Below are 25,666 nucleotides of genomic sequence, written 5' to 3'. Positions count from 1 at the left end.
ACTTTTTCCACCTGACTCGGTAAAATGGGACGTACGTTAAGTATCCAAGTGGTTGGGTGATGGAACTAGTCATGATATAAACAAAGGGGGCATGGGGATGTCACAACCCTATTTGATTGCCGTTGATTTAGACGGAACTTTATTGAAAGATGATAAAACTGTTTCAGTACATACAAAGAATATCTTACAGCAAGCTATGGATAACGGGCATCATGTCGTTATTTCTACCGGGAGGCCATTTCGTGGCAGCGAACAATATTACCATGAACTCGGATTATCCACTCCTATTATTAACTTCAACGGCGCATTTATCCATCACCCGAAAAGCCCAGAATGGGGACGGTTCCATTCACCGATGGAGATAGATGTCGCCAAAGAGATCGTAGAAACCTGCCTAGAGTTTGATGTAAAAAATGTCATTGCCGAGGTGTTAGATGATGTTTATTTACACCGGGAAGACGAATTCATCATCAATTCTTTTTTAATTGAAAAAGCAAACTTGAACGTCGGACACCTGATTCACGCTCTCCCGCATAATCCAACTTCCTTATTGGTCCGTCCGCAAGACCACCATGTCAAGGAATTGAGAGAACTGTTGAAGGCAAAGCATGCTGAAGTCATCGATCACAGAGTATGGGGTGCACCCTGGAACATTATAGAGGTTGTCAAAGCCGGCTTGAATAAAGCAGTAGGATTGGAACAGGTAGCTGAATCAATGAACGTTCCCCAGGAAAGGGTCATCGCATTTGGAGATGAAGATAATGATCTAGAAATGATCGAATATGCGGGATATGGGATTGCGATGGGAAATGCATTCCGGAACTGAAAAATATTGCTAACGGAGTTACCAAAACGAATGAAGAGGACGGGATCGCCTATTTCTTGGAGGATTTACTTTCATTGAAGGAACGTGTATAGGACGTCCATTTGCGGGATACTAGATCGTGAAGGGGGTTCGAATCATGAGCAAGAAAAACCGTTCAAAGCGTGCGATTGAACAAGGCGCTGAAAGAGTTCAGGGCAACGATGCACAAGAAATCAATACAACCATGTCTGACGAAGATCGTACAAAACAAAAGAAACGATCCGAATATTTATCGACTGGCGGAGAATAACGCTGCTAATGACCCAAAAGGCTTATTGAATCATTGCCTTTTGTGGTCATTTTTTAATTGTATAGGTCAGAAGGATAATTCATTGTCCCGCGATAACGAAATAAGATGAAATGTACATCGATCATCTTTTATTGAACATTTCCCATTTATCGATTTTATCAACATTGGACATGTTTCGACATTTTAAACGATTATGAACAAACTCTTCGTAGTGAATATTAAAAAAAGAACTGCTTAGAGACACCAGAAACATCCTCTGATGGTCCACTCAGTCCTTTTCATCCTTTCAAACCGCTTTAGCATAAATGTTCTTCACCTCATCCAATATGAGTTCAGAAAGGAAGAGATATGCCCTTTCATTGAAATGCAATCCATCTTTCTCTAGCATCTTTTCATACAACTTATTTTTTGAAAAGTACGACCATAAATCAATGAAGTGACATCCGCGTTTTGCAGCGATTTTCTTTGCTACTTCTGCATACTTCTGCAGTTCCTCATTGCTGCGCTTCTTTTGATAGAACTCGATGATCGGTGGCGGGCTTATTATGATCGTTTTCTCTGCCGTAATCCGATCGATCATAATTTCTAAATTCCGTTCGTACTCAGGGAGGTTGATCCGTCGATGTTCACTTGCATCGTTCGAACCAAATAAGATTGTCACAATGTCAGGAGAATGGCGTAATACATCATCTTGCAACCGGGCAAGAGCTGCTCTTGTTGTCTCTCCTGAAATTCCTGAATTAACGATTGTCCAGTTTGTAAGATTGTTTCTCAAACGTGGAGTCAAACGCTCATACCCTTCCAAGCTTTCCTCCTTCGCGGTATGGCTGTCTCCAAAGCAAACCAATGTTGGCATGTTCCTAACCTCCTTTATCATGTAGGGGTGTCCAATTCAATGGACTTGTACTTTCCATACAGGCTATTTGTTTTCGGTCTGGCAACATAATCGATCTTCTTTTCAAATAACGGGCCATCATAAATGAAAGTATGGAACTCTCCATTCTCACCGCAAGGATCGACATGATCGGAAAGTTGGTTGAGGAAATCTTCACCAAAATCCTGACCAAGTGAATTCTTAATCACCGCTTCAGTATCTATTCCGCAAATGACAGCCTTGTAACCTTTTGAAATGAATTGGGATGATAATATATTTGTGGATTTTCCCCATAGTGGAAATAAAGCATTCATCTGTTTCTCCTGTATAAGAGATTCTCGATATGTTCGTAAATCATCGAGAAATATGTCTCCAAAAATGACAGAGCCCACTCCTTGTTGTATTAAAGGATCTAAATGTCTATGTAAAATAGTTTGATATTCAATATTTGATGGTTTATGCGGTAAGGGTACTGCTACTAGCGGAATTCGAAGTGAACTTGCCTGCGCTTTAATCAATTCTATATGAATGCCATGAAAAGGGACTCTATTGGTCATTTCATCATAAGTCGTAAGAAGGTATGCGACGCTGGATGTTTGAGAATCGAGCACCTGATCCAGAGCCATCAAACAATCCTTACCCCCACTCCAGAAAAGGACAGATCGGTTCCTCATTGTCTCCCTCCTTTACGAACTGGATTTTATATATGTATTCGAACGAATTTACCGCTTTCCGTACATGCCGAAATATTGTACCCTTCTATATAGACGCATGAACCAAGAAAAAGGTTTCCTTTTTCAGGTAAAAAATTAAAGATTGTGTTTATTATGCTTATTAAGCAGGAATTAAGTCTTTGACCTTGAATTAGGAAAGTGGGTCATAGGAGGGTTACACCATGAAAATATACGAAGTAGATCGAGAAGTTTCTCATAGTACGAGACAAAATATTGCACACCTATTAACTAAACAACGGATCAATCACGAAAATTCAGGAACGTATGATCACATTTTGACTGGCATCCATCTTGCACTCGAAAGTAAAGACACTGCTTATATAGTAGTTGCTGAGGTTGATGATGAAATTGTCGGTGTCGCCTTTTTCAACATTGGCGTGAGTTTGGCGAAGGGCGGACATTACATGTGGCTCAATGAACTTTATGTTCAAGAAGATCAACGGAATAAAGGAATCGCCCGGAAATTACTGCTTCATGTCGTCTATTGGGCTGAAAGAAACGGTATCAAGTCGATTGAACTTGAAACAGGCATCAATAATGCCGTAACAAAACATATTTACCATTCTCTCGGTTTTTATGAAGTTGTATCGAAACGCTACGGATTTTCTTTTTAGCACGTAATAATTTTGATACAATCGAATTAACTAATGAAGGGAGCAATTTACAATGACAGTTGAATTTACAATCGATCCAACACCCAATCCGAACGCACTTAAATTTTCAGCAAATCAACCTTTGTTTGACGGAAGACTTTCCTATCGTAAAGGAGATGCCCCTGAGGATGAAGTCGCCTCAGCACTACTCGATATTGAAGGTGTAGAATCCATTTTCGGATTTCAGGACTTCATTACAGTGAACAAGACGCCTGATGGTGATTGGGATCAGATCGTACCTGAAGTACAGGAAGTATTCCAAAAATCATATTAAAACAAATTCAAGGGGATGACCGATTGGCGATCATCCCCTTTGCTATTTAGTCTTGTCGAAAGAAGCCAAAAATTCCAGTAGTATTGACGATATTCGTGAATGCTTGTGGATCGACTTCCTTGATCGCATGTTCGAGCTCATATAATTCATACCGTGTTACGACGATTATCAGGAGCTCTTTGTCTTCATCGGTAAATCCACCTTTTGCAGGGATTTTGGTAATTCCTCGCACCATTTTTTGATGGATCGCCTGTTGGATTTCTTTCCCTTTCTTCGTGATGATCATCGCAGTTAATTTTTCATGTCGTGTATGGATGACATCAATAACTCGTGAAGTTACATATAGCGTCACTAATGTATATAATGCTTTTTCCCAGCCGTATAATATGCCAGCTGTGAAGATGATCGCTGCATTAAGGGTGAAGAAATAGATTCCGATTGGCCGGTCTTTCATGCGTGAAAGAACCATCGCTATAATATCCATCCCCCCAGTGGAAGCACCCCATTTCAACGTAAAACCGATACCGATTGCAGCAATCACACCACCGAAGACAGCATTCAATAATATATCTTCGGAGATTACTTTTATAGGAATGATTTCAAGAAAAAATGTAGTTGCTGCGACACTGATGATACTATAAAACGTGAATGATTTTCCGACTTTCAACCAACCTAAGATTGCCACAGGAATATTCAATATGAATAAGATAATACCGGTTGAGGCTGGTATAGGTGTTTGCTGTAATACACTTGCGAGCAACTGCGCAATCCCAGTGAACCCACTTGCATAGACGTTAGCTGGTATTAAGAAATAGTTAAGTGAAACGGCACCGAGAGCAGCACCTAATAAAATGATTATGATTTTTTTGATTTCGGTTACCAACGACATATGAATCCCTTCTTTCATCTCCTAGTAGAACGTTCTAGTTTTATCAGATCATCCTTCAAGTTGTCAACGGATTTTTTATACAAAGGCATTTTACTTTATGATTGTTTCTATTGAAAAGCTGTAAGCGCGTTATGTCACCATGTAAATTTACAAAAAGCAATATTCCATTGCTTTTTACCCTTGTCAAGGCTACACTTAGATAAAAGTCCTAAACGCAACGATATGTGAGGTGTAAAAATGACTATACAATTGATTGTTGATACGGGTTGTGATCTGCCACAACATGTGGTTGATGAGCAGAAGATCCATGTTCTTCCCTTAGTGGTCCATGTTAATGAGGAAGAATACTACGACAAGGAATCCATCCAGCCTTCAAGACTTTATTCACTCATGAGAGACGGAGCTGCACCAAAGACCTCTCAAGTACCACCTGACCGTATGAGGTCATTATTTGAAAAGCTTGCTGAAAGTGGACAACCTGCTATTTATATTACATTGTCCTCTGAGTTATCCGGTACATATCAAACCGCCTGTCTCGTTCGAGATCAGTTACAGGATGACGGCGTGAAAACCAACATAACGATCATCGATTCAAAGAGTGCTTCGCTTGGATATGGATTGATTGCCTATTATGTAGCTCAAGCTATCCAACAAGGCTCAGATGATATAGACGCTCTTATTACTTACACACATACCCTAATTGACAAAATCGAACACATTTTTACTGTGGATGATTTAGAATATTTGGTTCGAGGGGGACGTGTCTCCAAAACAGCAGGCTTTGTAGGAGGACTTCTCAAGATCAAACCAATTTTGCACATGGAAGATGGAAAGCTGTTTCCTCTGGAAAAAGTAAGAGGAAGCAAGAAAGTTCTTTCACGCCTGATCGAGTTGATTGGCGAACGCAGCAGTGAAATGGAAAATCAGACAGTTGCGATTTCGCATGCTGACGATCTATCCCGTGCAAATGAATTGAAAGATTTGATTGAATCCACTTTCAACCCCAAAAACGTTATGGTGAATACAATCGGTTGTGCGATTGGAGCGCATGCTGGACCTGGCACATTGGCTGTGTTCTTCTTGAATGGTACACCTGATTTCGAATAATTCCTCTATTAAAGGTCAAGCCTAAGGGATAACGCCGTCCATAAGGAGGATCCAGCATGTCCAACACAAAAGACAACGATAAGAAAAAGCGCGATAACCAAGCACAGCAAGAATTGAAAAATAAAATGGAACAATCGAATATCAACAAAGGTACACGACAATATTCAAAGAAAACAGATCATTTATAATTAAGACCGTTTGATTGAAGCGAAATTTGCATGCACGGACGTGATGTCTAGCTTAGCGACATTCACTTGGATCACTTCAAACTTCCTGCGGCAGCGACAGCTTCCTCGTCAGTCCTCCAGTGACCTTCGTGACTGAACGGGTCGCTTCCGCTTTTCGATTGCCCGCGGAAAGGGAGTGAATTTCCAAAAATCAACAAACATAATTAAGTATTTAAGGGGCTGCCTCCAGAAGGACAGCCTCTATTTGTTTTACTTATCTTTTTTCATGGCTGTTCCTTTTATCCGTAATTTAACCAAAGCATTCTTCCGCCACGAGCGGACAGTCTCATATGACACTCTTTCGATACGCGCTAACTCTTTCATGCTTCCCTGTTTCAAAATAATTTCGTTGACATATAGTCGTTCCCGCTCAGATAGATTCTGTAAATAGTCATTAACGATAAGGTCATCTAGATAAGGAACAACAAACGAATTATTTTCTTCTAAAGTGTGCTCTTCTGCATGGACCATGATCACATATTTCTTATTCATTATTTGCAGGAATCTACCAGAAAGGTAACGTTGAGCATAAGCGGGGAACGCCCCCTTGTCTGGATCAAAACGTTTATAGGCTTCCCAAAGGGCGATCCTGCCGATCTGATATGATTCATCGAATTCCAGGCTATGGGAATACCTTCTGATCATTGTTTTGATTAATGGATCATAATTTGCAAGCACTTTTTCAAATGGTTCTTTCAAGACGAACTCCATTCTTGAAAGCATGCTTTCTTCTAGATTTCCGCGGTCATTTCGATCTTACAAAAGCGGAAGATCCTAAGCATTTACCGAATTTGTGCATTCCTCAGCAGGATTATGCGTCTAAAACTGAATGATGAGAAGTATTATGGTTCTTTATTACGTAGGATTAGATGAGATATTCCTATTAGAGGTTTGTATTCCCTTTCTTTGATCCAAAGAAAAAAAGCCAGCTGCTTGACTGGCTTCAAATTGGTCTTATGAACTGAGGTTATTCTGGTTTTCTGTTTAACACGGGCAGTAATATGACCGTTTAGCAAAAGAATTTTGTAATTGTTGATAGGTCGGTTCCGGATCATCAAGTGATTCTACTGCAGTAGTGATCAACTTACTTTCGTCAAAGCGTTTAAGAATGATGTCCATCCACTCTTCTTTTGTCAGGACATCTCCTTCAAACAGCCCCTGATTGTCCTCTTTCAATTTCAGATAGTCTTTAAGATAGACCCATTTCTTCCCGATCTCTGCTTCAATATTGGACTGCGGATGTCCATTCACATATGAATAAAGGAGATACGGTAAATTGATTCCAGCATTAATCGGTAAGCCGATCCATTTCCAAGGTCTCGTATTGATATCCAAAAGCTTGAATTCACCATCGTTCTGATCATAAATAAACTCACATTCGGCAATTCCTTCATACGAAAATGCCTTTAAGACCGCCACCGCACGATCAGTCAATTCAGGGGCTTCGATCGATTCAACGAGACATGTCGTACCAGCTTTGGGTGGATAGATTTCCAACCTTTGTCCAGCCAGAGCCCCTCTGACTGTCTGATCCCCATCCATATATACTACAACCGTCACATATCCGTTCCTTCCGACATCGACAAACTCCTGTGCAATCAAGTCAAGACCTGCTTCTTTGGCGGATTGCGTTCTCGCATGATATTCACTTTGGTTTTCTATGACAAACAACCCTTCTTGAAATTCATCATAAAACGCTCGTTTATTGATCGGTTTCAAGACCATCGGAAAAGAAAGACGATCCGGTATTTTACTATGATTCGCATCAGTGATGAATTCATAGCCTGGTACCGGAACATCCAATTCTGCCGCACGTTCATACAGTTGGGATTTATCGAGAATTTGTTCGATGGTAGCATAGTCAGAAAATGGCCATATGTAATACTCCGCTAACTCTTCAGCATACTTCGCTAATGATAAGGCCCATTCATCCATAGAGGGAATCAATATACACTTTTCATTGAATGCGGGTCCAATATCCAGCAAGTACTGGATGAACGCTTTTTCCGCAATAACCGGGTTCGGACAAACCCCACGTAAGGTTACATATTTCGACGCGAAAGCAAGACCCTGGTTTTCCCGATCAAGAGCTATCACCGGAATACCCTCACGGCCTAAACCTCTCGCAACAGCCAAACCCGTTATATGAGCATTACAGATCAAAACAGGACGTTTTTGTTGAATCATTTCATCCGATTCGATTGCTTGTTTCAATTCAATTGCGTTGTAATGTATTTTCTTGTTGATCGTCATACGCAGCTCCTTTCTTAAATGCCTTTGGGAAGCTAAGGAAAAACGAGGTCTCCGTTTCTGTCGAAATGACATTGATCGTTCCTTTATGCTTCTCTACAATTTGTTTACAAACAGATAATCCTAATCCTGTCCCAAGTTGCTTCGTGGATATGAACGGCTCGAATATATCTTCTAATAAATGTTCGGGAATCATAGACCCATTATTGGAGATTGTAAGATGGATATTTTCATCTTCCTCACTTAACCTTACATGTATATTTCTGTCCCCATCCACTTCCGACAATTCCTCAACTGCATTATTAAGAATATTGAGGAGGACCTGTTTGATCTGACCCTCTACTCCATAGGCCTTGACGTCATGCAAAAGATCGTGATACACATTGATATTCTCGTCGAGGAATCGAGGGTAGAGGAATTCGAGCATTCCTTTTACGACACGATCCATAGAAAACAGATCCGATTGATCATCAAGTCCCTTCATTTTAGAAAGATAGAGAAATTGGGTGATTTTCTCCTGCAAGCTTACCATTTCGTGATTGATGATATCGAAATAGGTTGAAGTCTCAGGGTTTTTAGATTGATTTTCGATCATTTGGATGAAACCCTTTATTGACGTCAAAGGATTACGGAATTCATGGGCAAAGCTTGCAGCAACCTGGCCTAAAATCGATAGACGGTCGCTGTGCATTTCTTGTATGAAGCGGCTTTTATTTTGGATGATCGAATCTTTCACCCTCGTATACTCCGTTAAGGAATGATACATATATAAGTCGAAGAAGTCATTCACTACTAAGAGATATTTCAATTGTGCTTCCTTTGATACATCGGTCATTTTGAGAACGCGATAAATGATCGAACGTCCGAGATTAATATTCGATATGAATTCTCCAATACCGACTTTAGCTTTCACCCGTTCGTTTGCAATCTTTTTCGTCAATTGTTGAACGAGTGGAGTCTCCGGATCCTCAATATACGCCACCACCAAACGGATCGTATGCCCACCATTAATCGTGATTTCATAGCGGAATGGGTCGTCCTCAGAAATCGAGGCTGCCTTCAGCCATTCAGACAGAATCGTTTCATGATACGAATGGAATAATTCTATTATTTCTTGTTTTTCATTCTCATTCAGCTCATGCTTCAATTTCATTTTTTCTAATCTCCCTCAATTACACTATTACTGCCATTATAACAGACTTTTCCTTCTCTACTAACGTAAAGCCCTAAAGGAATATGATTCCAAATGACGATTTTTCATAGCCAATCGGTTAAACACGATTAACTTTTTTTTAATGAGGTAATAGTAGAAAAAGGCTTTATTAGGAATTCGATCAATGAAGGGAGTTTAGTATCATGTATAACGTTATCTATCATTCACCTCACCAAGAAAAACCGACAGGACAGCCACCACAGCATCAAAACAAACAGCCTGGTACAGAGAAAGAAATGGTCCCTACTCCACAAACGGAAGATACGTATTATAAAGGGAGTGGTAAACTCAAAGGAAAGACAGCGATTATTACAGGCGGAGACAGCGGAATCGGAAAATCCACAGCGATTTTATTTGCAAAAGAAGGCGCGGATGTAGTGATCGTTTACCTGAATGAACATGAAGATGCCAATGATACGAAGAAGGAAGTAGAAGAAGAAGGACAAAAATGTCTTCTGATCCCTGGAGACATTGGTGATGAATCTTTCTGCCAGCATGTCGTCTCCCAAGTGATCTCTGAATTCGGAGCTTTGGATGTATTGGTCAATAATGCAGCTGAACAACATCCTAGGAATGGCATTGAAGAAATCTCCCAGGAACAACTTGAACGTACATTCAGAACGAACATCTTTTCATGCTTTTACATGGTGAAGGCGGCTCTCCCCCATTTGAAAGAAGGTAGCTCCATCATCAATACAGCATCTGTAGTTGCGTATAAAGGGAATGATCATTTGATTGATTATTCTGCTACCAAGGGAGCAATCGTCGCATTCACCCGTTCTTTATCAGAATCCCTTGTGTCCAAAGGTATACGTGTCAATGGGGTTGCACCAGGCCCGATTTGGACACCGTTGATTCCTTCGACTTTTGACGCTGAACATGTCGGTGAGTTCGGGAAAAACACGCCGATGGGAAGACCGGGACAACCAGATGAAGTCGCACCTAGCTTCGTCTTCCTCGCAAGTGACGACTCTTCCTATATTTCTGGACAAATGATCCATGTCAACGGAGGCGTTGTACTGAACGGTTAATCCAAATTGCGACACTCCGGAAATAATTTTATCGTTAAAGGCTGTTTTCTAAAAGTTTGTTGCTATTGATCCTATAAGTGGTTGAACGATACGAGATTCCAGCGGGATCAGCGAGCCAGGCGAGACCCCACAGCGTGGAACGAGTCTTTAAGAGGCTTGCGGTTCGCCCCCCGGAAAGCGAGTATATTTCCCACGGATCCACAAACAACAATCTTTACCAAAAGGATATTGTCAAAAAATGGAATTTATGGATATGGCACTCTTCGTCCACATTATGTATAAAAGGATGAAAGGAATTTCTCAATATGCACACAATGTGGAAAGGTTCCATCAGCTTCGGACTTGTCACCATCCCAATCAAACTATTTGCTGCTACAGAAAATAAGGATATAAAGATGAGGCAGCTCCATAAAGAGTGCCATAATCCAATCAAGTATGATAAAACGTGTCCAGTTTGTGAAAAATCACTCGAACAGAATGAAATCATCAAAGCCTATGAATATGAACCGAACAAATTCGTAGAGCTTGAAAAAGAAGAGTTGGAAGCTTTAACGAAAGAACAGACAAAATCGATTGAAATCGTAGACTTCGTACATCTCTCAGAAGTTGATCCGATTTATTTCGACCGCTCTTACTTCATCGGACCGGGGGAAAATGGCTCAAAGCCTTATAGCCTGCTTAAAAAAGCAATGGAAGACTCCGGTAAGATTGCCATAGCCAAAGTGATGATCCGCTCCAAACAGCACTTAGCTGTCGTACGGGTCTATGATAAAGGCTTGGTGCTTGAAACGATCCACTATCCAGATGAAGTCCGCAGCATCGATTTAGTACCTGAAATTCCAGAAAACGTTGATTTGAACCAAAAAGAATTAGACATGGCTATCCAATTGATCGATCAATTGACAGCCGAATTCGATCCAGAAAAATACCATGATGATTATCGTGAAGAATTGATGGGTGCCATTGAAAGTAAAATCAAAGGTGAGCAAATCAAAGTTTCGAAAGAAAGACCGAAAGCGAATGTCGTTGATCTGATGGATGCCCTGCAAGCAAGTATTGATGATACAAAACCGAAGAAGAAAAAGAAAACGACCCGCAAGAAAAAAGCGAGCAGTGAATGATGCGTCACAGACCTATGCTGCCAACCCTCTCCTCCAGACTTCCTGAAGGAGAGGATTGGTTTTATGAAATCAAATATGACGGCTTTCGAAGCCTTCTCTATATCGATCACACGCATATCGATTTTTACAGCAGGAATTTGAAATCTTTGAAAGAGAATTTTCCTGAAATCCTATCAGAAGCGGAGAGAATCCGGGAGACCTCCAATGATGAACTCCCTATGCTACTTGACGGAGAGCTCTGTATATTGGAATCTGATTTCAAAGCTTCTTTCTCATCTATCCAAAAGCGAGGAAGACTGAAAAATGAGCTGAAAATCCAACAGCAACAATTCCAACTCCCTGCCACTCTATTAGTATTCGATTTACTGATCCAAAGTGGGAAATCTCTTATGGATTCTTCCTACAAACAAAGGAAAGAACTTCTTCAACAATGGATGGAGTCGCATGACTTTCCAAAAGTATCGAAAGAGAATGCGAGCAGAATCCAATGGCTACCGCATACACTGGCTGGCGACGTTCTATTTGAGGACGTGCAAAAACATCATGGAGAGGGTGTCGTTGCAAAACGGCTAAAAAGTCTATGGCTTCCGGGCAAACGTACGAAAGAATGGTTGAAGGTTAAACGATTATTTCACGGATTTTTCATCATCAGCGGATTTGACGAGAAAAACGGTTATGCCCACGTTGCTGTCCTTGACGGTTCTGAATTGATATCATGCGGCGTATTCTCACATGGGTTAGAAGGAAAAGAAAGAGAAGCGCTGATCCAGATCGTCAAAAACAACCAAATCAAAAAAACAGGATCCTTTATTGAAATAGCACCTCGTATTTGTGTGGAGCTGGCATTCCTTGAGATACACGAAAATCAATTGCGACAGCCTCGATTCATACAATTCAGACTCGACATCCACTGGGAGGATTGCACATGGCAAGCTCTTCAAAATCAGATGGACAATTGAACATCGAAGGGAACACGATTCAAGTCACCAGCCTCGATAAGATCCTTTATCCAAAAATGGCGATCAACAAACAAACATATCTACAGTATTTGATTGAAGTAAAAAGCGTGATGCTTCCATTTCTGAAGAATCGCTGTCTGACTGTCAAACGCTATCCTCATGGCATGTTCGATGATTTTTTCTATCAAAAGAATTGTCCCGATTACGCACCGTCATTTGTAGAGACGTTCCAACAGGACGATATCCGGTATATATTGTGCAATGACCTTTCAACGCTGATCTGGTTGGGAAATCAGCTTGCACTTGAATTCCACATACCATTCAATAAAGTGACTTCCGTCTGCCCCTCAGAAATCGTATTCGACCTTGATCCGCCTTCAAGGGATCATTTTTCTTTGGCAATCGAAGCTGCCTTGCAAATCAAAACCATCCTTGATCGCCTTGAACTGCATTCATTTGTGAAAACGTCAGGAAACAAAGGTTTGCAAATATACATTCCGCTGCAAGAAAACCAGTTTACATACGAGGATACGAGAATATTCACCCAATTCGTCGCTGAATATCTGGTTGATCAATCTCCGGATTCATTTACGATCGAACGCCTGAAAAATAAACGTGGCTCGAGGTGTTATATTGATTTTCTACAGCACGCGGAAGGAAAGACGATTATTGCCCCCTACTCATTAAGAGGAAATGATGAAGGTCTGGTAGCGACCCCTCTTGAATGGAATGAAGTCGATCAACAATTGACGCCTCTTCAATTTACAATGGACGCTGTTCTCGAACGGCTCGAAAATCAGGAATGCCCGTTTACGAAAATGGATGCTGCACGGAAAAAACAACCATTCGAACGGATTTTGACGGGGCTTTTGAAACAGAAAAACGGATGAATATAGGTTGAACCTTCTTTCTCAGAGGTCGAGTTTAATGTGGTCGACTCCCCGCGAAACACAGGTAAGCATTTTATCTTCCTTTTCTTCTTCAGTCAGAAACGATTCACAATGGAGGATTTCCCCTGCCTCCACTCCCACTTCACACGTACCACAAACACCCATCCGACAATTAAAAGGGACGTCGATTCTTTGTTCATTTAGAGCATCCAATAAGGTTTGATCGCTCTTTACTTGGAAGGTCTTTTCCGACTTGGTGACGGTCACGGAAAAAGGCTGCGGGTTTTCAATCACGGAGGCAGGTTGGAACCGCTCCTCATGAATGACTTTATTCGGGTAGCCAAGCTCATGAGCATAATCGACCAGCATGTTCATGAAAGGTTGCGGTCCGCATATGTACATATGCGTTCCCATTGTTCTGTTTTGCATTGCCTGTTGCAGTCTTTTTGTTTTCTCTTCTCTATCCATGAAGAAACAGGACACTGCATCTTGATAATGATGTTGGATATGGTGATAGAATGCGCATTCCTTTTCACTCCGTGCAGCATAGTGAAGCTCAAAGCTGTGCCCAATTTCCTTAAGATACGCCATCATGGACATGAACGGGGTGATACCTATTCCGCCAGCAAAGAAAACATGGTGCTTTGCTTCTGTCTTGAGTGGTAAGAAGTTATCCGGGGTGGAAATGGTCAATGTGTCCCCCTCTCTGACACATTCATGCATAAAGCCGGAGCCTCCGTGTTGAGCACTGATTTTTTTTACAGCAATCCTATATTCGTTATTCATCTCTAGTGGATTGTTTACAAGCGAGTATTGCCGTCTTCCCATTGGCAAGTGGACTGTTATATGCGAACCTGCTCCGAATTGGGGCAGCACGAAATCTTCCGATGTAAGAGTGAACGTGGTAATAGTATCTGTTTCCTTTTCAATTTTTTCTACAGTTAATGGCATAGTTTGCTTCATCTTTTCCATCCTTCTGGCTGTTTTTGTTTCACAGTATTGGATAACCGAGATAAGAACGGTGATACGTTGAATAGTGATCTGACGGTTCAAGGAACTGACCACACTTTTTACATTCAAAGGAACTTTCAAGATGGTTCACCATGTTGATTCCATGACACTGGGAACAGAAAACCCTGTATCTTTTTTGATTTATAGGTTCAATCAATACATCCGATTGAGAGTATCCTTCTGAAAAAGCAGCCTGACGGACCAAGCCTGCTTTTCCGTCGTCCATTATAATGATTAATAGTGTACCGAGTGATCGATTTTCCAATATCGATCTGATTTCCTCGGAAGCGTCTAACCGGTTCAGCACTTTTAGTTCAGTGTTGTTGTGCCAGACCTGGTATTCCTGTTGTTTGATTTCTGCCTCGTGGATGTATTGTTTTTGGGTTAAAATCAAAATGTGGTTCATTGATCGATCCGCTCTTTTCCTAATTGTTCTTCCAGAAAACAGAGCAATTCTTCACGATAATTTAAAATGCCTTTGTATTCCGCAATATCTTCAGGAAGCGTTTTAATGTTGCGATAAAAGATTTTGAGCCAATCACCATTTTGGATCAATTCTTCGAGGGGTAATAGGTACGTATGGATCGTGAAAAGTACATCATGATTCATAGGCAGCCTGAGCAGTCTTTGAACTTCCACCCGCAGGTGAATCACCTCGCCTACATTCTCAGCTGTGACTTCCTTCCGGCGCTTTCCCCACTCTGAATAAGTCTCTAAAGGTGTATCAAGCTTGTTGGTGACCGTGATCGACCAATTCTTCCTTTCCCAGGCGGCCCCGGGACGGATCTTCGAAATGAACCGTTCAACCTTATTGATGAAACTGTCCTTTTGGATTCCAGGTACTGGCGTGTGAATTGATTTGAACTCCATTCCCTGGACAAATGCGAGTGACCAATTCGATGGAAAACATAATTGACCTGCTTCCAAAAAGAGTCCATCATGTCGATCGCCCATGATGATCAAGTCTTCTTGGACATGTCTTCCTGCCACGTCAAGCGGTTCGAAGTCGATCGATGACGAGTTCCGGAATACGAATGATTCTTCTTCCTCCAGGAGATGGTTTTGGAACAAGCAGTCATTCCCTTTTTTTTTAAAAGTGAAATGATCAGGCGAATAAGAGGCAAGCTCACTGAAAATCAGCACCATCGCCTCCCATTGAGATTCTATTGAAATCGGGAGTGAGCAAAAGCATCGCTCGTGATTTTCCCGCAACAACTTCCTTTTCAGCTCTATTTCGTTTTTATAAACATCCGTGATGGTTACGGTTTTCGCCGGATCCAACAGTACAGAATTATTCGAGTATGCATATTGGTCCTTGGTGAACGGAAATGGGAAATCTTTTATATGTGACATTGTGTAACCTCCCTGTGCCTACTGACATCCTTCTATCTACACTACACATTCCATAATAAACTGAGCATTCCTCCATTAAAAATAAGGTCTGCCCAAAGAAGTAAATTCGAATTTGCAGCTGCCCATGATTTTGCTCAAGCTAACCATGATTTTGCTCAAAATACCCTTGAAATGCGCACAATCAACCCTGAAATATGTCGACAACCACCTTAAAAATACATAAAGAAAACTTGGCAAAGCCAAGCCTTGGCGCAGGCTGAGCCATGGTTGCGCTTATACTGAAGAGAGTATTTTATACTTTCTTTAAATGTAAAAAAAGAGCTCACTTTGGTGAACTCTTTCAACAAAAACTGTATTGATTTATTTATTCCTTACACCACAGCTTGACTGTCTTATGATGATTTCATGTTTAATTTTCACCTTTTTAGCTGGTGCATCTGGTTTTACAAGGGATTGGAGCAGTGCGTCCACCGCTTGATAACCTAATTCATATATATTGATGTCAACTGATGTCAAAGCGGGTGTAGAGAGCTCCGCGATCATTGCGTTATTGAAGCTGGATACAGAGACATCCTCCGGAACGGTCATTCCCATATCGTCAAGCATCCTCAAAACGCCAAGTGCCATAAGATCATCCGTCACCACTAGTGCAGTAGGTGGTTCCTTAAGTGACATCAATTCGGAAACTGCCTTCTGACCATCCTCTACCGCAAAATCAGCATTGATGACGTAATCTTCCCGATAAGGTATCTTAGCGTTTTGTAACGCTTTTTCATAGCCTAGCAACCGGTCAGTCGTTACGACCAGATTGAGACTCCCCCCGACAAATCCGATCCGTTCGTGTCCCTTCTCTATATGATGCTCGGTCAGTTCTTTGGCTGCCCGATAGTTATCATTATCGACATGATTGATAAGATTATCGTTTTTATAGGGTTTCCCAATAACAGTGAACGGAAATTCCTGTTCGTACAAGTAGTTCATGATACGATCATCCACACGAGAGTATAAAAGGACGATTCCATCTACTCTTCTTCCTTGGACCATACCGACGACCGCACGATAGATTTCCTCTTCTGTCGTCCCGGTTGACATGAGCAATGTGTATTCTTTTTCATGTGCCTTCGTACTGATCCCACGCAACACCTCTGGGAAGAAAGGGTTTTGGAACGCCTTCTCTGCGGAACTCGGCATCACAAGACCGATTGCTCGTGAACTTCGGTTCGCAAGACTGCGAGCAGTGAAGTTCGGGTGATAACCTAAGTAGTCCATCGCTTCGCGGACTTTCCTCTTCGTCTCTTCGCTGATCCTCGGGTTGTTCGCTACGACACGGGATACTGTCGAGGGAGCAACATTCGCAAGTTTTGCTACATCTTTAATTGTTACAGCCAAGTCTGCTTCCCCCCATCCGTTTGCTAACTGGTTCTATAGTACCATTATAAGCTAAGTTGCTCATTCTTTAATCTTTTTTCGTAAAATTCTTTTAACCTTTCGTTCCGCCTGCAGTCAAACCTGAAATGAGGTAACGCTGTAGCGACAAGAACAATAATGAAATCGGGATTGCAATCAACACCGCCCCGGCTGCAAATTCTGTGAACTCACCACCGAATTGCTTTGCTACCAGATTGTATAGCCCGACTGCCAGTGTATATTTTTCTTCACTACGCAAGATCACCTTTGCAAGGATGAAGTCAGCGAAAGGTGTAATGAAACTGAACAATGCTATGACTGCAAGGATCGGTTTGGCAAGCGGCAGGATGATCTGCCAGAAGATCCGGAAATGTCCTGCACCATCTATACGTGCTGATTCATCAAGCTCTTTCGGAATCGTATCGAAGTAACCCTTAGCAAGCCATGTATTCATCGGCAGCAATCCACCAGTATAAAGCAGAATCAAAGCCAGGTGTGTATCGATAAGCTTTGTTTGTACTGCCAGCACATAAATCGCGATCAATGCTGCGAAGTTGGGGATCATCTGCAGGATCAAGAACGTCATCAAACCATTCTTCCGCCCAATGAATCGATATCTCGAAAAAGAATACCCCATCAAAGCAATCATCGTCACAGAAAGAACCATCGTAACGATACAGATTTTCAACGTGTTCCAATACCAGTACAGATAATTGCTTGAACTAAGATCGAACAACTCTTGGTAATGTTTTAATGACGCATTTTTCGGGATAATCGTCGACCCTGACAAACTGTTTCCCGGATTGAACGAAGAACCTACAATCCATAGGACTGGATAGATGACAATGGCAATAGTAATGAAGATTGCTATATATGACATTGTGAGACGAATAAGCTTTTGTTTTTTCATGCTCATTTACATCATATCCTCCTCTTTAAAAGATTTCGTTCTTCTAAACTGCCATAATGCAACTGAGATGACGATCAAGGATAGGATCATCGTAATAGCAGCCGCCTTCGCATATTGCTTTGACTCTAATGTCAGACTGTAAATCCATGAAATCAGAATGTCGGTCGACCCAGCCGTCTGCCCGGCCATCGGAGGACCTCCCCCGTTGAAAAGGAAGATGACATTAAAGTTATTGAAGTTGAACGTATATTGCGTAATCAAGATTGGTGCAATCGCATAAAGGATCAATGGCAATGTTATCGTACGGAATTTTTGCAGGATCGAAGCGCCATCAACAGTTGCAGCTTCGTACAATTCTTCCGGAATCGACTGGAGAACCCCCGTTACCATCGCAAAAATGAATGGGAATCCCAGCCAGGACTGGATCATGATCAAAGCGATTTTCGCCCAGAATGGGTCCGTCTGCCAAGGAATCGGATCGATGCCGAATAAAGCAAGGATGTCGTTATTGATGGCCCCGAATGTGACATTGAACATTCCAGCAAAAACAAGGATCGATACGAAAGCTGGAATCGCCCATGGTAAAATCAAGATGGTTCTGAATAGCTTTTTGAACTTCAAATCTTTTTGGTTCAGCAAAACAGCCAGGAAGATTCCGATTGCAATTTGTATGGTAGTGGCAACGAATGTCCAGATGACTGTCCAGGAGAATACACTGATAAATGTTCTACGCCAGATATCCAACTTGAAAATATCGATGAAGTTCTGGAACCCAACCCAATCTACTAACCTAGCTGGCGGTGAATGATACAGATCGTAGTTTGTAAAAGCGAGCAGTATGACGAAAAGGATTGGAAAAATCACCACGAATATAAGTAAGAAAAAGCCTGGCGACAACATGAGATACGGAAATCCGGTGTCGATGACGTTACGGTACTGCTCACGAATCGAATTCAGCGCAATACCTAAATCGCGCTTTTTCCCATTCAAATGGGCGTCATAGAGATTAAGTGCGTATACACAAAGTCCGATCACCAGGACAAGGATCGCGATGATCCCTTCTACAAGCAGGAAAATGGAATGATCACGCGGCAGTTCTTCCCCTAGTGTGACGATTCCCCATAGCCCCATGTTCAGCAAATCTTTGAATGCGATGATGAATGAAAACGTCAAAACGATGAATGCGAGCGCTTTGAGATATTGGCGATTGTATAGTTGTCCTAGCCCTGGGATCAGGGACAACAATAATGCTTTTTTCCGATGGGCGGTACTGTTTTGGTTCGTATCTATCATATTTGCCCCCTGTCCTTTCTTATCATTTCAGGCTAAAGTACATTTCCGCCTGAAAGAGTAATAGAAAGGACTGCCCTAAAAGAAAAGTGTCCGACAGCTCCAACACAACATTTTAGATCAAAATCACGATTATTCTCAAAATGTTGTTTAGTGCGGAGTGACTCAGACACTTTTGGGACAGTCCCTTATTTTTCGTTTATTGTTCGATTATTTAGCGCCTGAAGCTTCAATTTGTTGTTTAATGTTCTTAGTGGCATCTTCAAGTGCAGACTGCGGATCTTGCTTTCCTGTGACAATCAATTGAAGTGCATTTGCCATCGGCTCCCAAACTTGCCCCATCTCAGGAATGTTAGGCATTGGAACACCGCGTTGAGATTGAACTGCAACTGCTGAAGCACCTTCGTTGTCAGCGATGACAGGATCCTCGATCAATGATTTTACAGGTGGAATCTCTTGTGTCTTTTCATAACGGATTTTTGCGTTTTCTTCATTCGTGACCCACTCAACTAGTTTCGTAGCCCATTCCTTGTTTTCAGAATAAGCTGATACGTGCCATCCTTTAACTCCGATGAATGTTTGAGGATACTCACCGTTCGGAAGCTTCGGAAGTGGTGCGACACCGATTTCGATTCCAGCATCTTGCATCCCCTGGAATGCCCATGGTCCGTTCATGACTGAAGCGACTTTCCCTTCGTTGAAGAGGCCGTCCATAGCTGAACCTCCGCTTTCCCCGACGATTCCTTTAGGGAATAAGCCTTCGTCATACCACTTTTGGATGTATTCAGCCCCTTTTACTGCTCCTTCATTATTCAAACCAAGGTCATCCGCGTCTAGGCCTTCATCCGTTTGTTTGAAAACATAACCGCCGTTCGCAGCCATGATTGAGTTTGCGAAATAGAAATTGTCCCATAAAGCTAAGAAGCCATAGTTTTTACCTTCGGTGAAATTTTTTGAGAACTCATAAAGCTCATCAAAGGATTCAGGTACTGTATCCATGTGCTCTTTGTTATAAATGAATACTGGCGTTTCTGTCGCTTTAGGCAAACCATATAACTCACCTTCAAAAGATTGAGCTTGAATGGATGATTCAGTAAATGTATCAATGACATCCTGTTCGACTTCTAGTGGCGCTAACAACCCTTGAGTCGCCATTGCTCCAATCTGGTCATGAGGCAACGTCAACACGTCTGGACCTGTTCCAGCAGGAGCATCTAACGGAAGCTGTTCACGGATTTCATCTGCCATGCCCAACTCTTTGAATTCTACTTTGATGCCATATTTTTCTTCAAAACTTTTGATCGCTGGCTCAAGTGCGATCCCTTTTTCTTTGTCTTCCCAAACAACTAGCTTTTCAGGTTTCTCACTGCCCTTGTCTTTCTCTCCGCCTGTCTCCTCATCTGAATCTTGTGGACCACAGGCTGCAAGCATTGATACGGCTAAACCAGCTGTCAGAGATACGTTCAAAAACTTCTTTAACATTAGTAGACCTCCCCCAAAATAAATCAAATTTGTGTGAAAACGTTTGCACTGATTTATCTGTATTATACATATGCCAAGAATTTTCTGCAACCGTTTGCATAACTTTTTTTCTTAATTTATGATGGAATTACTATTAAACTCTCAAAACCGAGGTGCAAATGTATGGAAAAAACAGCAATCTACCATCGCCCTAAAAATAACTTTGCTTACGCTTATACGAATAGGAAAATCCATATTCGGCTGCAATCCGCAAAAAATGATTTAAAGAATGTCGAGTTGATCCATGGCGATCCTTATGTATGGGATGATATAGGCTGGAAAAATGCTAGTACCTCAATGAAACTTGAAGGCTCTGATGACCTTTTCGACTACTGGATCTGCGAAGTTGAGCCTGAGTTCAAACGATTACGCTATGGATTTGAATTGGATGACGGTGCTGAACGCTTGGTTTATGGGGAGAAAGGGTTCGTTGCAGAGGATCCCAGGGATACGGATTTTTATTTCGCATTTCCTTTCTTGAATGAAGCCGATGTTTTTAATGCACCAGATTGGGTCAGCCATACAGTCTGGTACCAAATTTTTCCTGAGCGGTTTGCGAATGGGGATCCTTCCATCGATCCACCGGGCACATTGGCATGGGGCAGCGCAGAGCCAGCTGTCGATAATTTTTTCGGCGGAGACTTCCAGGGTGTTATTGAGCACCTTGATTATTTAGTGGGCTTAGGAATCAGCGGCGTCTATTTCACGCCGATTTTCAAAGCGCATTCCAACCACAAATACGACACGATCGATTACATGGAAATCGATCCTCAATTCGGGGATAAAGAAACCTTCAGGAAGTTGGTTGATGAATGTCATAAGCGTGGAATCAAAGTGATGCTCGATGCGGTGTTCAACCATAGCGGCTATTTTTTCAAACCTTTTCAAAACGTTCTGAAGTATCAGGAGAATTCAACGTATCGAAACTGGTTCCACATTCGAGAATTCCCGATTGTTGAAGATCCGGCACCATCCTATGATACGTTCGCATTTGTTTCCTCCATGCCAAAATTGAATACGGAACATCCGAAAGTTCGAGAATATTTGTTGAATGTCGGACGGTACTGGGTTGAAGAGTTTGATATTGACGGCTGGCGCCTGGATGTGGCGAACGAGGTTGATCATGCGTTTTGGCGTGATTTCCGACGAGTCGTGAAAGAAGTGAAGCGAGATGTTTATGTCCTTGGAGAAATCTGGCACGACGCAATGCCCTGGCTTCAAGGAGATCAATTCGATGCGGTGATGAACTATCCGTTTACGAATGCGGCGCTTGAATTCTTTGCTAAAGGAACTATTGAGGCGGATTCGTTTATCGAACAGATTACGAAGTGGATGGTCGCCTACCCTAAAAATGTCAATGACGCGGCCTTCAATTTACTCGGAAGCCATGACACCCCTAGGATCCTCACAATTTGTGAAGATAATGTACGGAAAGTAAAGCTGTTGTTCCTATTCCAATTGACATTCACTGGTTCTCCTTGCATCTATTATGGGGACGAAATCGGTCTCGACGGTGGCAAGGATCCAGGCTGCCGTAAATGCATGGAATGGGATGAATCCAAACATGATATGGAATTACGTTCATTTGTGTCGCGATTGATTGGATTGCGAAAAAAAGAAGAATCGCTGCAGGGTAAAGGACACATACGGTTTATCGATACCGGTTCGGTTGACAATGTCGTTGTTTATGAGAGAAGTACGAGTGATGAAAGAATTCTTGTCGTGATCAATAATTCTGCGGAAAGAAGTGTTATCGGTCTTCCTCAAGGAAATTATCGGGACTTATGGAACGAAGATCGCACATTTACGGGAGGACAGGTTGAGGTCGAGGCTTACGGGTTTAAGATTTTGAAAGTGGTTTGATGAAGGGTTGGGAGGCGATTATTGGTTACTGGTCGCGGTCAAGTCACCTTTATCTGCATAGCGGAATATATCATGAGGGGCCAGAATGTATTTTCGCCCCTCTTTTTCCATGCCCATTTTGTTGAGGAGGTAGTTTGTCGACCTTGTTGGGAGGTATAAAAAGTCGCTAATTTGCCTATTTGAAAAAGGCGAATCGATTAATAATGAGTAGTCAGCCACAGCAGCTAGATGGGTATTCTTAGATTCAAAGTTGCAATGGGAACAAATTCACCCGGCACTACGCCACTCCATAGGAAACCTCAGACATTTCACACACTTAACCCCTTTCGTGATTTCATCTACAGTGATAACGCTCAAGCATATCGCTTTTGAGCGGCTGATGGTACTTTAGTATTTTTCTTGTTATTTTCTTCAACTCTTTTTGGGACACAATTTCTTTAGTGTAAACCTTCTCGAAGTTTTCGATTTCACGAGCAGTTGCCCAGTGATGGACGATCCATTTAGAGATATTGTGGTTCTTCAGAGAGGTTTTGAGAATTGTATTCGAATCCCCCACTCCAATCAAATATTCTAGTGGAGCAATCGGCAAATTATTTTTAACTAGCCATTTGGTCAATTGATTTTGTTGCCTCTCTACTTGATAGGTTGGAACGCGGAATACATCTTCACTGCCATCTGGTTTCTTACGTATCTGTTGGTTAAATACAGAATCGCGTGGAAAATGAAGTATTTTTCGGGATTCAGATAGTGTAGTTGATACTCGATTTTCTTTTCATCCATAAATCCTTTCTTTAGTTTATTGTAGGACTTTTCAATCAAAGGAACTTTGGGGTGGTCAAAAAGGGATCTTCGTTTAAATGCAATCAATTCAAGTAGATTATGAGGTATTTGTAGTTCTTTTTTGTACATAACAACACTCCTTTATAAGATTTTACAACTATAAATTCTCTTTGAGGCTTCCAACCCTTCGAAAAGGGTAAATTTTCCTTTAGAGAAGAAATTATCTACAAAACCACACTTTCCCCCTTTTGAAGAGGCTGGGCCTACAACCCAGCCTCATTTTTCGATCTCTTCATGTTAGGTTTTCTGACATTAACTGAAAATAACACTTGATTTTCTGAAAATTTATATTATTATTAAATATAAATCCAAAATTAATGTTAGGTTTCCTGACATGAAAGGAGAGGCAAATGAAAAAAGTTGAAGCAATCATCAGGCCAGAACAGTTCCAGCAGCTCAGAGCAAAACTTTTAGAAATCGGAATTGACGGCTTGACGGTGTATGAAGCGGCTGGCTGTGGAAAGCAACGGAAAAAGAAAGGCGTGTTCAGAGGAAACCCTTTCGAACTCCAGCTTGAGCCGAAAGTAAAGGTGGAAATGGTCATTCGTGAATCACTTGAAGAACGAACAATCAAAGTCATCATTGATTCTTGCTCAACAGGATCTGTAGGCGACGGGAAAATTTTTGTTTCTTCTATTGAAGATGTCTATCGTATTCGTACCGGAGAAAATGGCACACAGGCAATCATATAATTTTGAAAGGATTGAACAAACTTGAAGAAAAAAATTATTCCATTGGTTTTTGCACTTAGCAGCTTACCGACAATCGCATATGGTGCAGAGGGTCCATCAATCTCATCAGTCGTCCAGTCAGTGGATATGATGTGGGTCGCTATCGCTACGCTTCTCGTCTTTTTCATGCATGCGGGGTTTGCGATGGTCGAAACCGGATTTACCCGGGCAAAAAACGCACTGAACATCCTTATGAAAAACTTCCTGACTATGGCCCTCGGAGCATTGCTTTATTTCGCGATCGGTTACGGAATTATGTTCGGCGACTCGTTAAGCGGACTTGTAGGGAGTTCATATTTTTTCCTGCAAAATGCTGAGAACGACATCGGATTCTTCGTCTTCCAGGCGGTGTTTGCGGCTACTTGCGCAACGATCATCTCTGGAGCGGTCGCTGAACGGATGAAATTAAGCTCTTACCTGATGCTCACGGTTTGCATGGTGATGTTCATTTACCCTGTTGTCGGACACTGGGTCTGGGGCGGCGGTTTCCTTTCAGAATTAGGCTTCATCGATTTCGCAGGATCCACTGTCGTTCACCTTACCGGAGCAACCGGCGCTTTAGCTGCTGTCCTACTACTCGGGGGCAGAATCGGTAAATATGATCAAAAAACGGTGAATGTCATCCCAGGTCACAACATTCCACTCGGGGCTTTAGGGGTTTTCATTTTATGGTTCGGATGGTTCGGATTCAATGCCGGAAGCAGTTTGGCGGCGGATCCATCCCTCGTTCCGATGATCATTACGACGACATTGTTATCAGCATCTGCTGGGATTGTCTCCAGCGCGATTTATTCTTATTTAAAATTCAAGCAAATGGACGCAACTCTGACTTTGAACGGAGCACTGGGAGGTCTTGTCGGGATTACGGCAGGTACAGCGGATGTCTCCTTGTTCGGAGCTGTCGCGATCGGGTTCATTGCAGGCATCATCCTCATTGAGGCTGTTCCATTCATCGACCAAAAATTAAAACTTGACGATCCAGTCGGCGCGATTGCGGTCCATGGATTCTGTGGTATTTGGGGAACGATCGCTGTCGGATTGTTCGCCACTAACGGCGGTTTATTGTACGGAGGCGGAACGTCACTCTTGGCGGTCCAAAGCGTCGGAGTCCTTGCTGTCATCGCCTGGACATTCGGTCTCACTTTCTTGAGCTTGAAAGTCATCACTCTCCGTTCTTCCATCCGGGTTACACGTGAAGAAGAAATCCAGGGGCTTGATTTCAGTGAACATGGTTCAACTGCATACGATATGAAGGGTGAATCGTTTGGACCGGCGAACAACCAACCAAGCTTCGGGTACGGTTTGGTCAACCGCCTCAACCAACTTGGAACAGATGATCATCAATCTCATAACTATAACTCTAACTAATTGATTTTCCATAAAAAAGAAAGAGGCTGCCAACG

General features: G+C 42.0%; 27 protein-coding genes and 1 pseudogene. 13 read left to right on the top strand and 15 right to left on the bottom strand.

The annotated features are described in order from the left end of the window. The first annotated feature begins 97 nt into the window (after positions 1 to 97). Together KOL94_RS02520 and KOL94_RS02515 are read left to right on the top strand one after the other, a co-directional pair. Positions 98 to 918 (top strand): annotated as a pseudogene (locus tag KOL94_RS02520) (Cof-type HAD-IIB family hydrolase). A gap of 44 nt (positions 919 to 962) precedes the next feature. Further along, positions 963 to 1,115: a hypothetical protein gene (locus KOL94_RS02515; RefSeq protein ID WP_221563778.1), complete on the top strand. Its 153-nt coding sequence runs from the start codon at positions 963 to 965 to the stop codon at positions 1,113 to 1,115. 286 nt (positions 1,116 to 1,401) lie between these two features. Here KOL94_RS02515 and KOL94_RS02510 read toward each other — a convergent pair whose 3' ends face one another. Together KOL94_RS02510 and KOL94_RS02505 are read right to left on the bottom strand one after the other, a co-directional pair. Then, on the bottom strand, positions 1,402 to 1,971 hold the full coding sequence (locus KOL94_RS02510) for an SGNH/GDSL hydrolase family protein (RefSeq protein WP_221563776.1): 570 nt from the start codon (positions 1,969 to 1,971) through the stop codon (positions 1,402 to 1,404). Between the two features lie 17 nt (positions 1,972 to 1,988). Further along, on the bottom strand, positions 1,989 to 2,663 hold the full coding sequence (locus KOL94_RS02505) for an adenine nucleotide alpha hydrolase (protein ID WP_221563775.1): 675 nt from the start codon (positions 2,661 to 2,663) through the stop codon (positions 1,989 to 1,991). A 221-nt stretch (positions 2,664 to 2,884) separates the two neighbouring features. Between KOL94_RS02505 and KOL94_RS02500 the strand changes: the two genes are divergently transcribed. Together KOL94_RS02500 and KOL94_RS02495 are read left to right on the top strand one after the other, a co-directional pair. Further along, positions 2,885 to 3,337: a GNAT family N-acetyltransferase gene (locus KOL94_RS02500; protein WP_221563773.1), complete on the top strand. Its 453-nt coding sequence runs from the start codon at positions 2,885 to 2,887 to the stop codon at positions 3,335 to 3,337. Between the two features lie 52 nt (positions 3,338 to 3,389). Continuing rightward, a complete protein-coding gene (locus KOL94_RS02495) occupies positions 3,390 to 3,650 on the top strand; it encodes a NifU N-terminal domain-containing protein (protein WP_221563770.1) in 261 nt (86 codons plus the stop codon). A 46-nt stretch (positions 3,651 to 3,696) separates the two neighbouring features. Here KOL94_RS02495 and KOL94_RS02490 read toward each other — a convergent pair whose 3' ends face one another. Beyond that, the gene (locus KOL94_RS02490; protein WP_221563768.1) at positions 3,697 to 4,539 is read right to left on the bottom strand and encodes a YitT family protein; all 843 of its coding nucleotides are present in this window, start codon (positions 4,537 to 4,539) and stop codon (positions 3,697 to 3,699) included. Positions 4,540 to 4,776: 237 nt separating this feature from the next. On the opposite strand from KOL94_RS02490, the gene KOL94_RS02485 reads away from it, so the two are divergent. Beyond that, a complete protein-coding gene (locus KOL94_RS02485) occupies positions 4,777 to 5,646 on the top strand; it encodes a DegV family protein (protein WP_221563767.1) in 870 nt (289 codons plus the stop codon). Positions 5,647 to 5,702: 56 nt separating this feature from the next. After that, positions 5,703 to 5,834: a DUF3941 domain-containing protein gene (locus tag KOL94_RS02480; protein WP_221563765.1), complete on the top strand. Its 132-nt coding sequence runs from the start codon at positions 5,703 to 5,705 to the stop codon at positions 5,832 to 5,834. A gap of 249 nt (positions 5,835 to 6,083) precedes the next feature. Here KOL94_RS02480 and KOL94_RS02475 read toward each other — a convergent pair whose 3' ends face one another. The 3 genes from KOL94_RS02475 to KOL94_RS02465 form a co-directional block, all read right to left on the bottom strand. Then, positions 6,084 to 6,584, bottom strand: coding sequence for a sigma-70 family RNA polymerase sigma factor (locus KOL94_RS02475; RefSeq protein WP_221563763.1), 501 nt, complete (start codon positions 6,582 to 6,584; stop codon positions 6,084 to 6,086). Between the two features lie 273 nt (positions 6,585 to 6,857). Continuing rightward, positions 6,858 to 8,126 carry a carboxylate--amine ligase gene (locus KOL94_RS02470; protein WP_221563761.1) on the bottom strand — a complete coding sequence of 423 codons (1,269 nt, stop codon included), beginning with the start codon at positions 8,124 to 8,126 and terminating at the stop codon, positions 6,858 to 6,860. Beyond that, on the bottom strand, positions 8,089 to 9,276 hold the full coding sequence (locus KOL94_RS02465) for a histidine kinase N-terminal domain-containing protein (RefSeq protein ID WP_221563759.1): 1,188 nt from the start codon (positions 9,274 to 9,276) through the stop codon (positions 8,089 to 8,091). The genes KOL94_RS02470 and KOL94_RS02465 overlap by 38 nt, the downstream gene beginning before the upstream one ends. Before the next feature lie 203 nt (positions 9,277 to 9,479). Between KOL94_RS02465 and KOL94_RS02460 the strand changes: the two genes are divergently transcribed. The 4 genes from KOL94_RS02460 (at position 9,480) to ligD (KOL94_RS02445) (ending at position 13,337) form a co-directional block, all read left to right on the top strand. Then, positions 9,480 to 10,367: an SDR family oxidoreductase gene (locus KOL94_RS02460; RefSeq protein WP_221563757.1), complete on the top strand. Its 888-nt coding sequence runs from the start codon at positions 9,480 to 9,482 to the stop codon at positions 10,365 to 10,367. 305 nt (positions 10,368 to 10,672) lie between these two features. Next, positions 10,673 to 11,488 carry a non-homologous end joining protein Ku gene (gene ku, locus KOL94_RS02455; protein ID WP_221563755.1) on the top strand — a complete coding sequence of 272 codons (816 nt, stop codon included), beginning with the start codon at positions 10,673 to 10,675 and terminating at the stop codon, positions 11,486 to 11,488. Next, positions 11,485 to 12,447, top strand: coding sequence for a non-homologous end-joining DNA ligase (gene ligD, locus KOL94_RS02450; RefSeq protein ID WP_221563753.1), 963 nt, complete (start codon positions 11,485 to 11,487; stop codon positions 12,445 to 12,447). The genes ku and ligD (KOL94_RS02450) overlap by 4 nt, the downstream gene beginning before the upstream one ends. Beyond that, positions 12,414 to 13,337 carry a non-homologous end-joining DNA ligase gene (gene ligD / locus KOL94_RS02445; RefSeq protein ID WP_221563751.1) on the top strand — a complete coding sequence of 308 codons (924 nt, stop codon included), beginning with the start codon at positions 12,414 to 12,416 and terminating at the stop codon, positions 13,335 to 13,337. The genes ligD (KOL94_RS02450) and ligD (KOL94_RS02445) overlap by 34 nt, the downstream gene beginning before the upstream one ends. A gap of 21 nt (positions 13,338 to 13,358) precedes the next feature. On the opposite strand, the gene KOL94_RS02440 is transcribed toward ligD (KOL94_RS02445), so the two are convergent. The 7 genes from KOL94_RS02440 to KOL94_RS02410 form a co-directional block, all read right to left on the bottom strand. Further along, positions 13,359 to 14,300 (bottom strand): PDR/VanB family oxidoreductase, encoded by a 942-nt coding sequence (locus KOL94_RS02440; RefSeq protein WP_221563749.1) that lies wholly within the window; start codon positions 14,298 to 14,300, stop codon positions 13,359 to 13,361. A gap of 28 nt (positions 14,301 to 14,328) precedes the next feature. After that, a complete protein-coding gene (locus KOL94_RS02435; protein WP_221563747.1) occupies positions 14,329 to 14,742 on the bottom strand; it encodes a hypothetical protein in 414 nt (137 codons plus the stop codon). An 8-nt stretch (positions 14,743 to 14,750) separates the two neighbouring features. After that, a complete protein-coding gene (locus KOL94_RS02430) occupies positions 14,751 to 15,701 on the bottom strand; it encodes a heme-dependent oxidative N-demethylase family protein (RefSeq protein WP_221563745.1) in 951 nt (316 codons plus the stop codon). Positions 15,702 to 16,061: 360 nt separating this feature from the next. Continuing rightward, positions 16,062 to 17,090, bottom strand: coding sequence for a LacI family DNA-binding transcriptional regulator (locus KOL94_RS02425; protein WP_221563743.1), 1,029 nt, complete (start codon positions 17,088 to 17,090; stop codon positions 16,062 to 16,064). Positions 17,091 to 17,181: 91 nt separating this feature from the next. Continuing rightward, a complete protein-coding gene (locus tag KOL94_RS02420) occupies positions 17,182 to 18,024 on the bottom strand; it encodes a sugar ABC transporter permease (RefSeq protein WP_221563741.1) in 843 nt (280 codons plus the stop codon). Then, a complete protein-coding gene (locus KOL94_RS02415) occupies positions 18,025 to 19,311 on the bottom strand; it encodes a sugar ABC transporter permease (RefSeq protein ID WP_221563739.1) in 1,287 nt (428 codons plus the stop codon). It abuts the gene before it with no gap. A 207-nt stretch (positions 19,312 to 19,518) separates the two neighbouring features. Beyond that, positions 19,519 to 20,790: an extracellular solute-binding protein gene (locus KOL94_RS02410; RefSeq protein WP_221563737.1), complete on the bottom strand. Its 1,272-nt coding sequence runs from the start codon at positions 20,788 to 20,790 to the stop codon at positions 19,519 to 19,521. Between the two features lie 162 nt (positions 20,791 to 20,952). Here KOL94_RS02410 and KOL94_RS02405 point away from each other — a divergent pair, with 162 nt between their 5' ends. Continuing rightward, the gene (locus KOL94_RS02405) at positions 20,953 to 22,692 is read left to right on the top strand and encodes an alpha-glycosidase (RefSeq protein ID WP_221563735.1); all 1,740 of its coding nucleotides are present in this window, start codon (positions 20,953 to 20,955) and stop codon (positions 22,690 to 22,692) included. Positions 22,693 to 23,026: 334 nt separating this feature from the next. Here KOL94_RS02405 and KOL94_RS02400 read toward each other — a convergent pair whose 3' ends face one another. Next, positions 23,027 to 23,308, bottom strand: coding sequence for a hypothetical protein (locus KOL94_RS02400; RefSeq protein WP_221563733.1), 282 nt, complete (start codon positions 23,306 to 23,308; stop codon positions 23,027 to 23,029). Between the two features lie 17 nt (positions 23,309 to 23,325). Further along, on the bottom strand, positions 23,326 to 23,601 hold the full coding sequence (locus KOL94_RS02395) for a hypothetical protein (protein WP_221563731.1): 276 nt from the start codon (positions 23,599 to 23,601) through the stop codon (positions 23,326 to 23,328). A 281-nt stretch (positions 23,602 to 23,882) separates the two neighbouring features. On the opposite strand from KOL94_RS02395, the gene KOL94_RS02390 reads away from it, so the two are divergent. Together KOL94_RS02390 and KOL94_RS02385 are read left to right on the top strand one after the other, a co-directional pair. Next, on the top strand, positions 23,883 to 24,224 hold the full coding sequence (locus KOL94_RS02390; RefSeq protein ID WP_221563729.1) for a P-II family nitrogen regulator: 342 nt from the start codon (positions 23,883 to 23,885) through the stop codon (positions 24,222 to 24,224). 21 nt (positions 24,225 to 24,245) lie between these two features. After that, positions 24,246 to 25,631, top strand: coding sequence for an ammonium transporter (locus tag KOL94_RS02385; RefSeq protein ID WP_483298055.1), 1,386 nt, complete (start codon positions 24,246 to 24,248; stop codon positions 25,629 to 25,631). The last annotated feature ends 35 nt before the right edge of the window (positions 25,632 to 25,666 follow it).

Source organism: Alkalihalobacillus sp. TS-13, from assembly GCF_019720915.1.
Classification (GTDB): Bacteria; Bacillota; Bacilli; order Bacillales; family Fictibacillaceae; genus Pseudalkalibacillus.
This window is presented reverse-complemented; position numbering and strand designations above follow the sequence as displayed.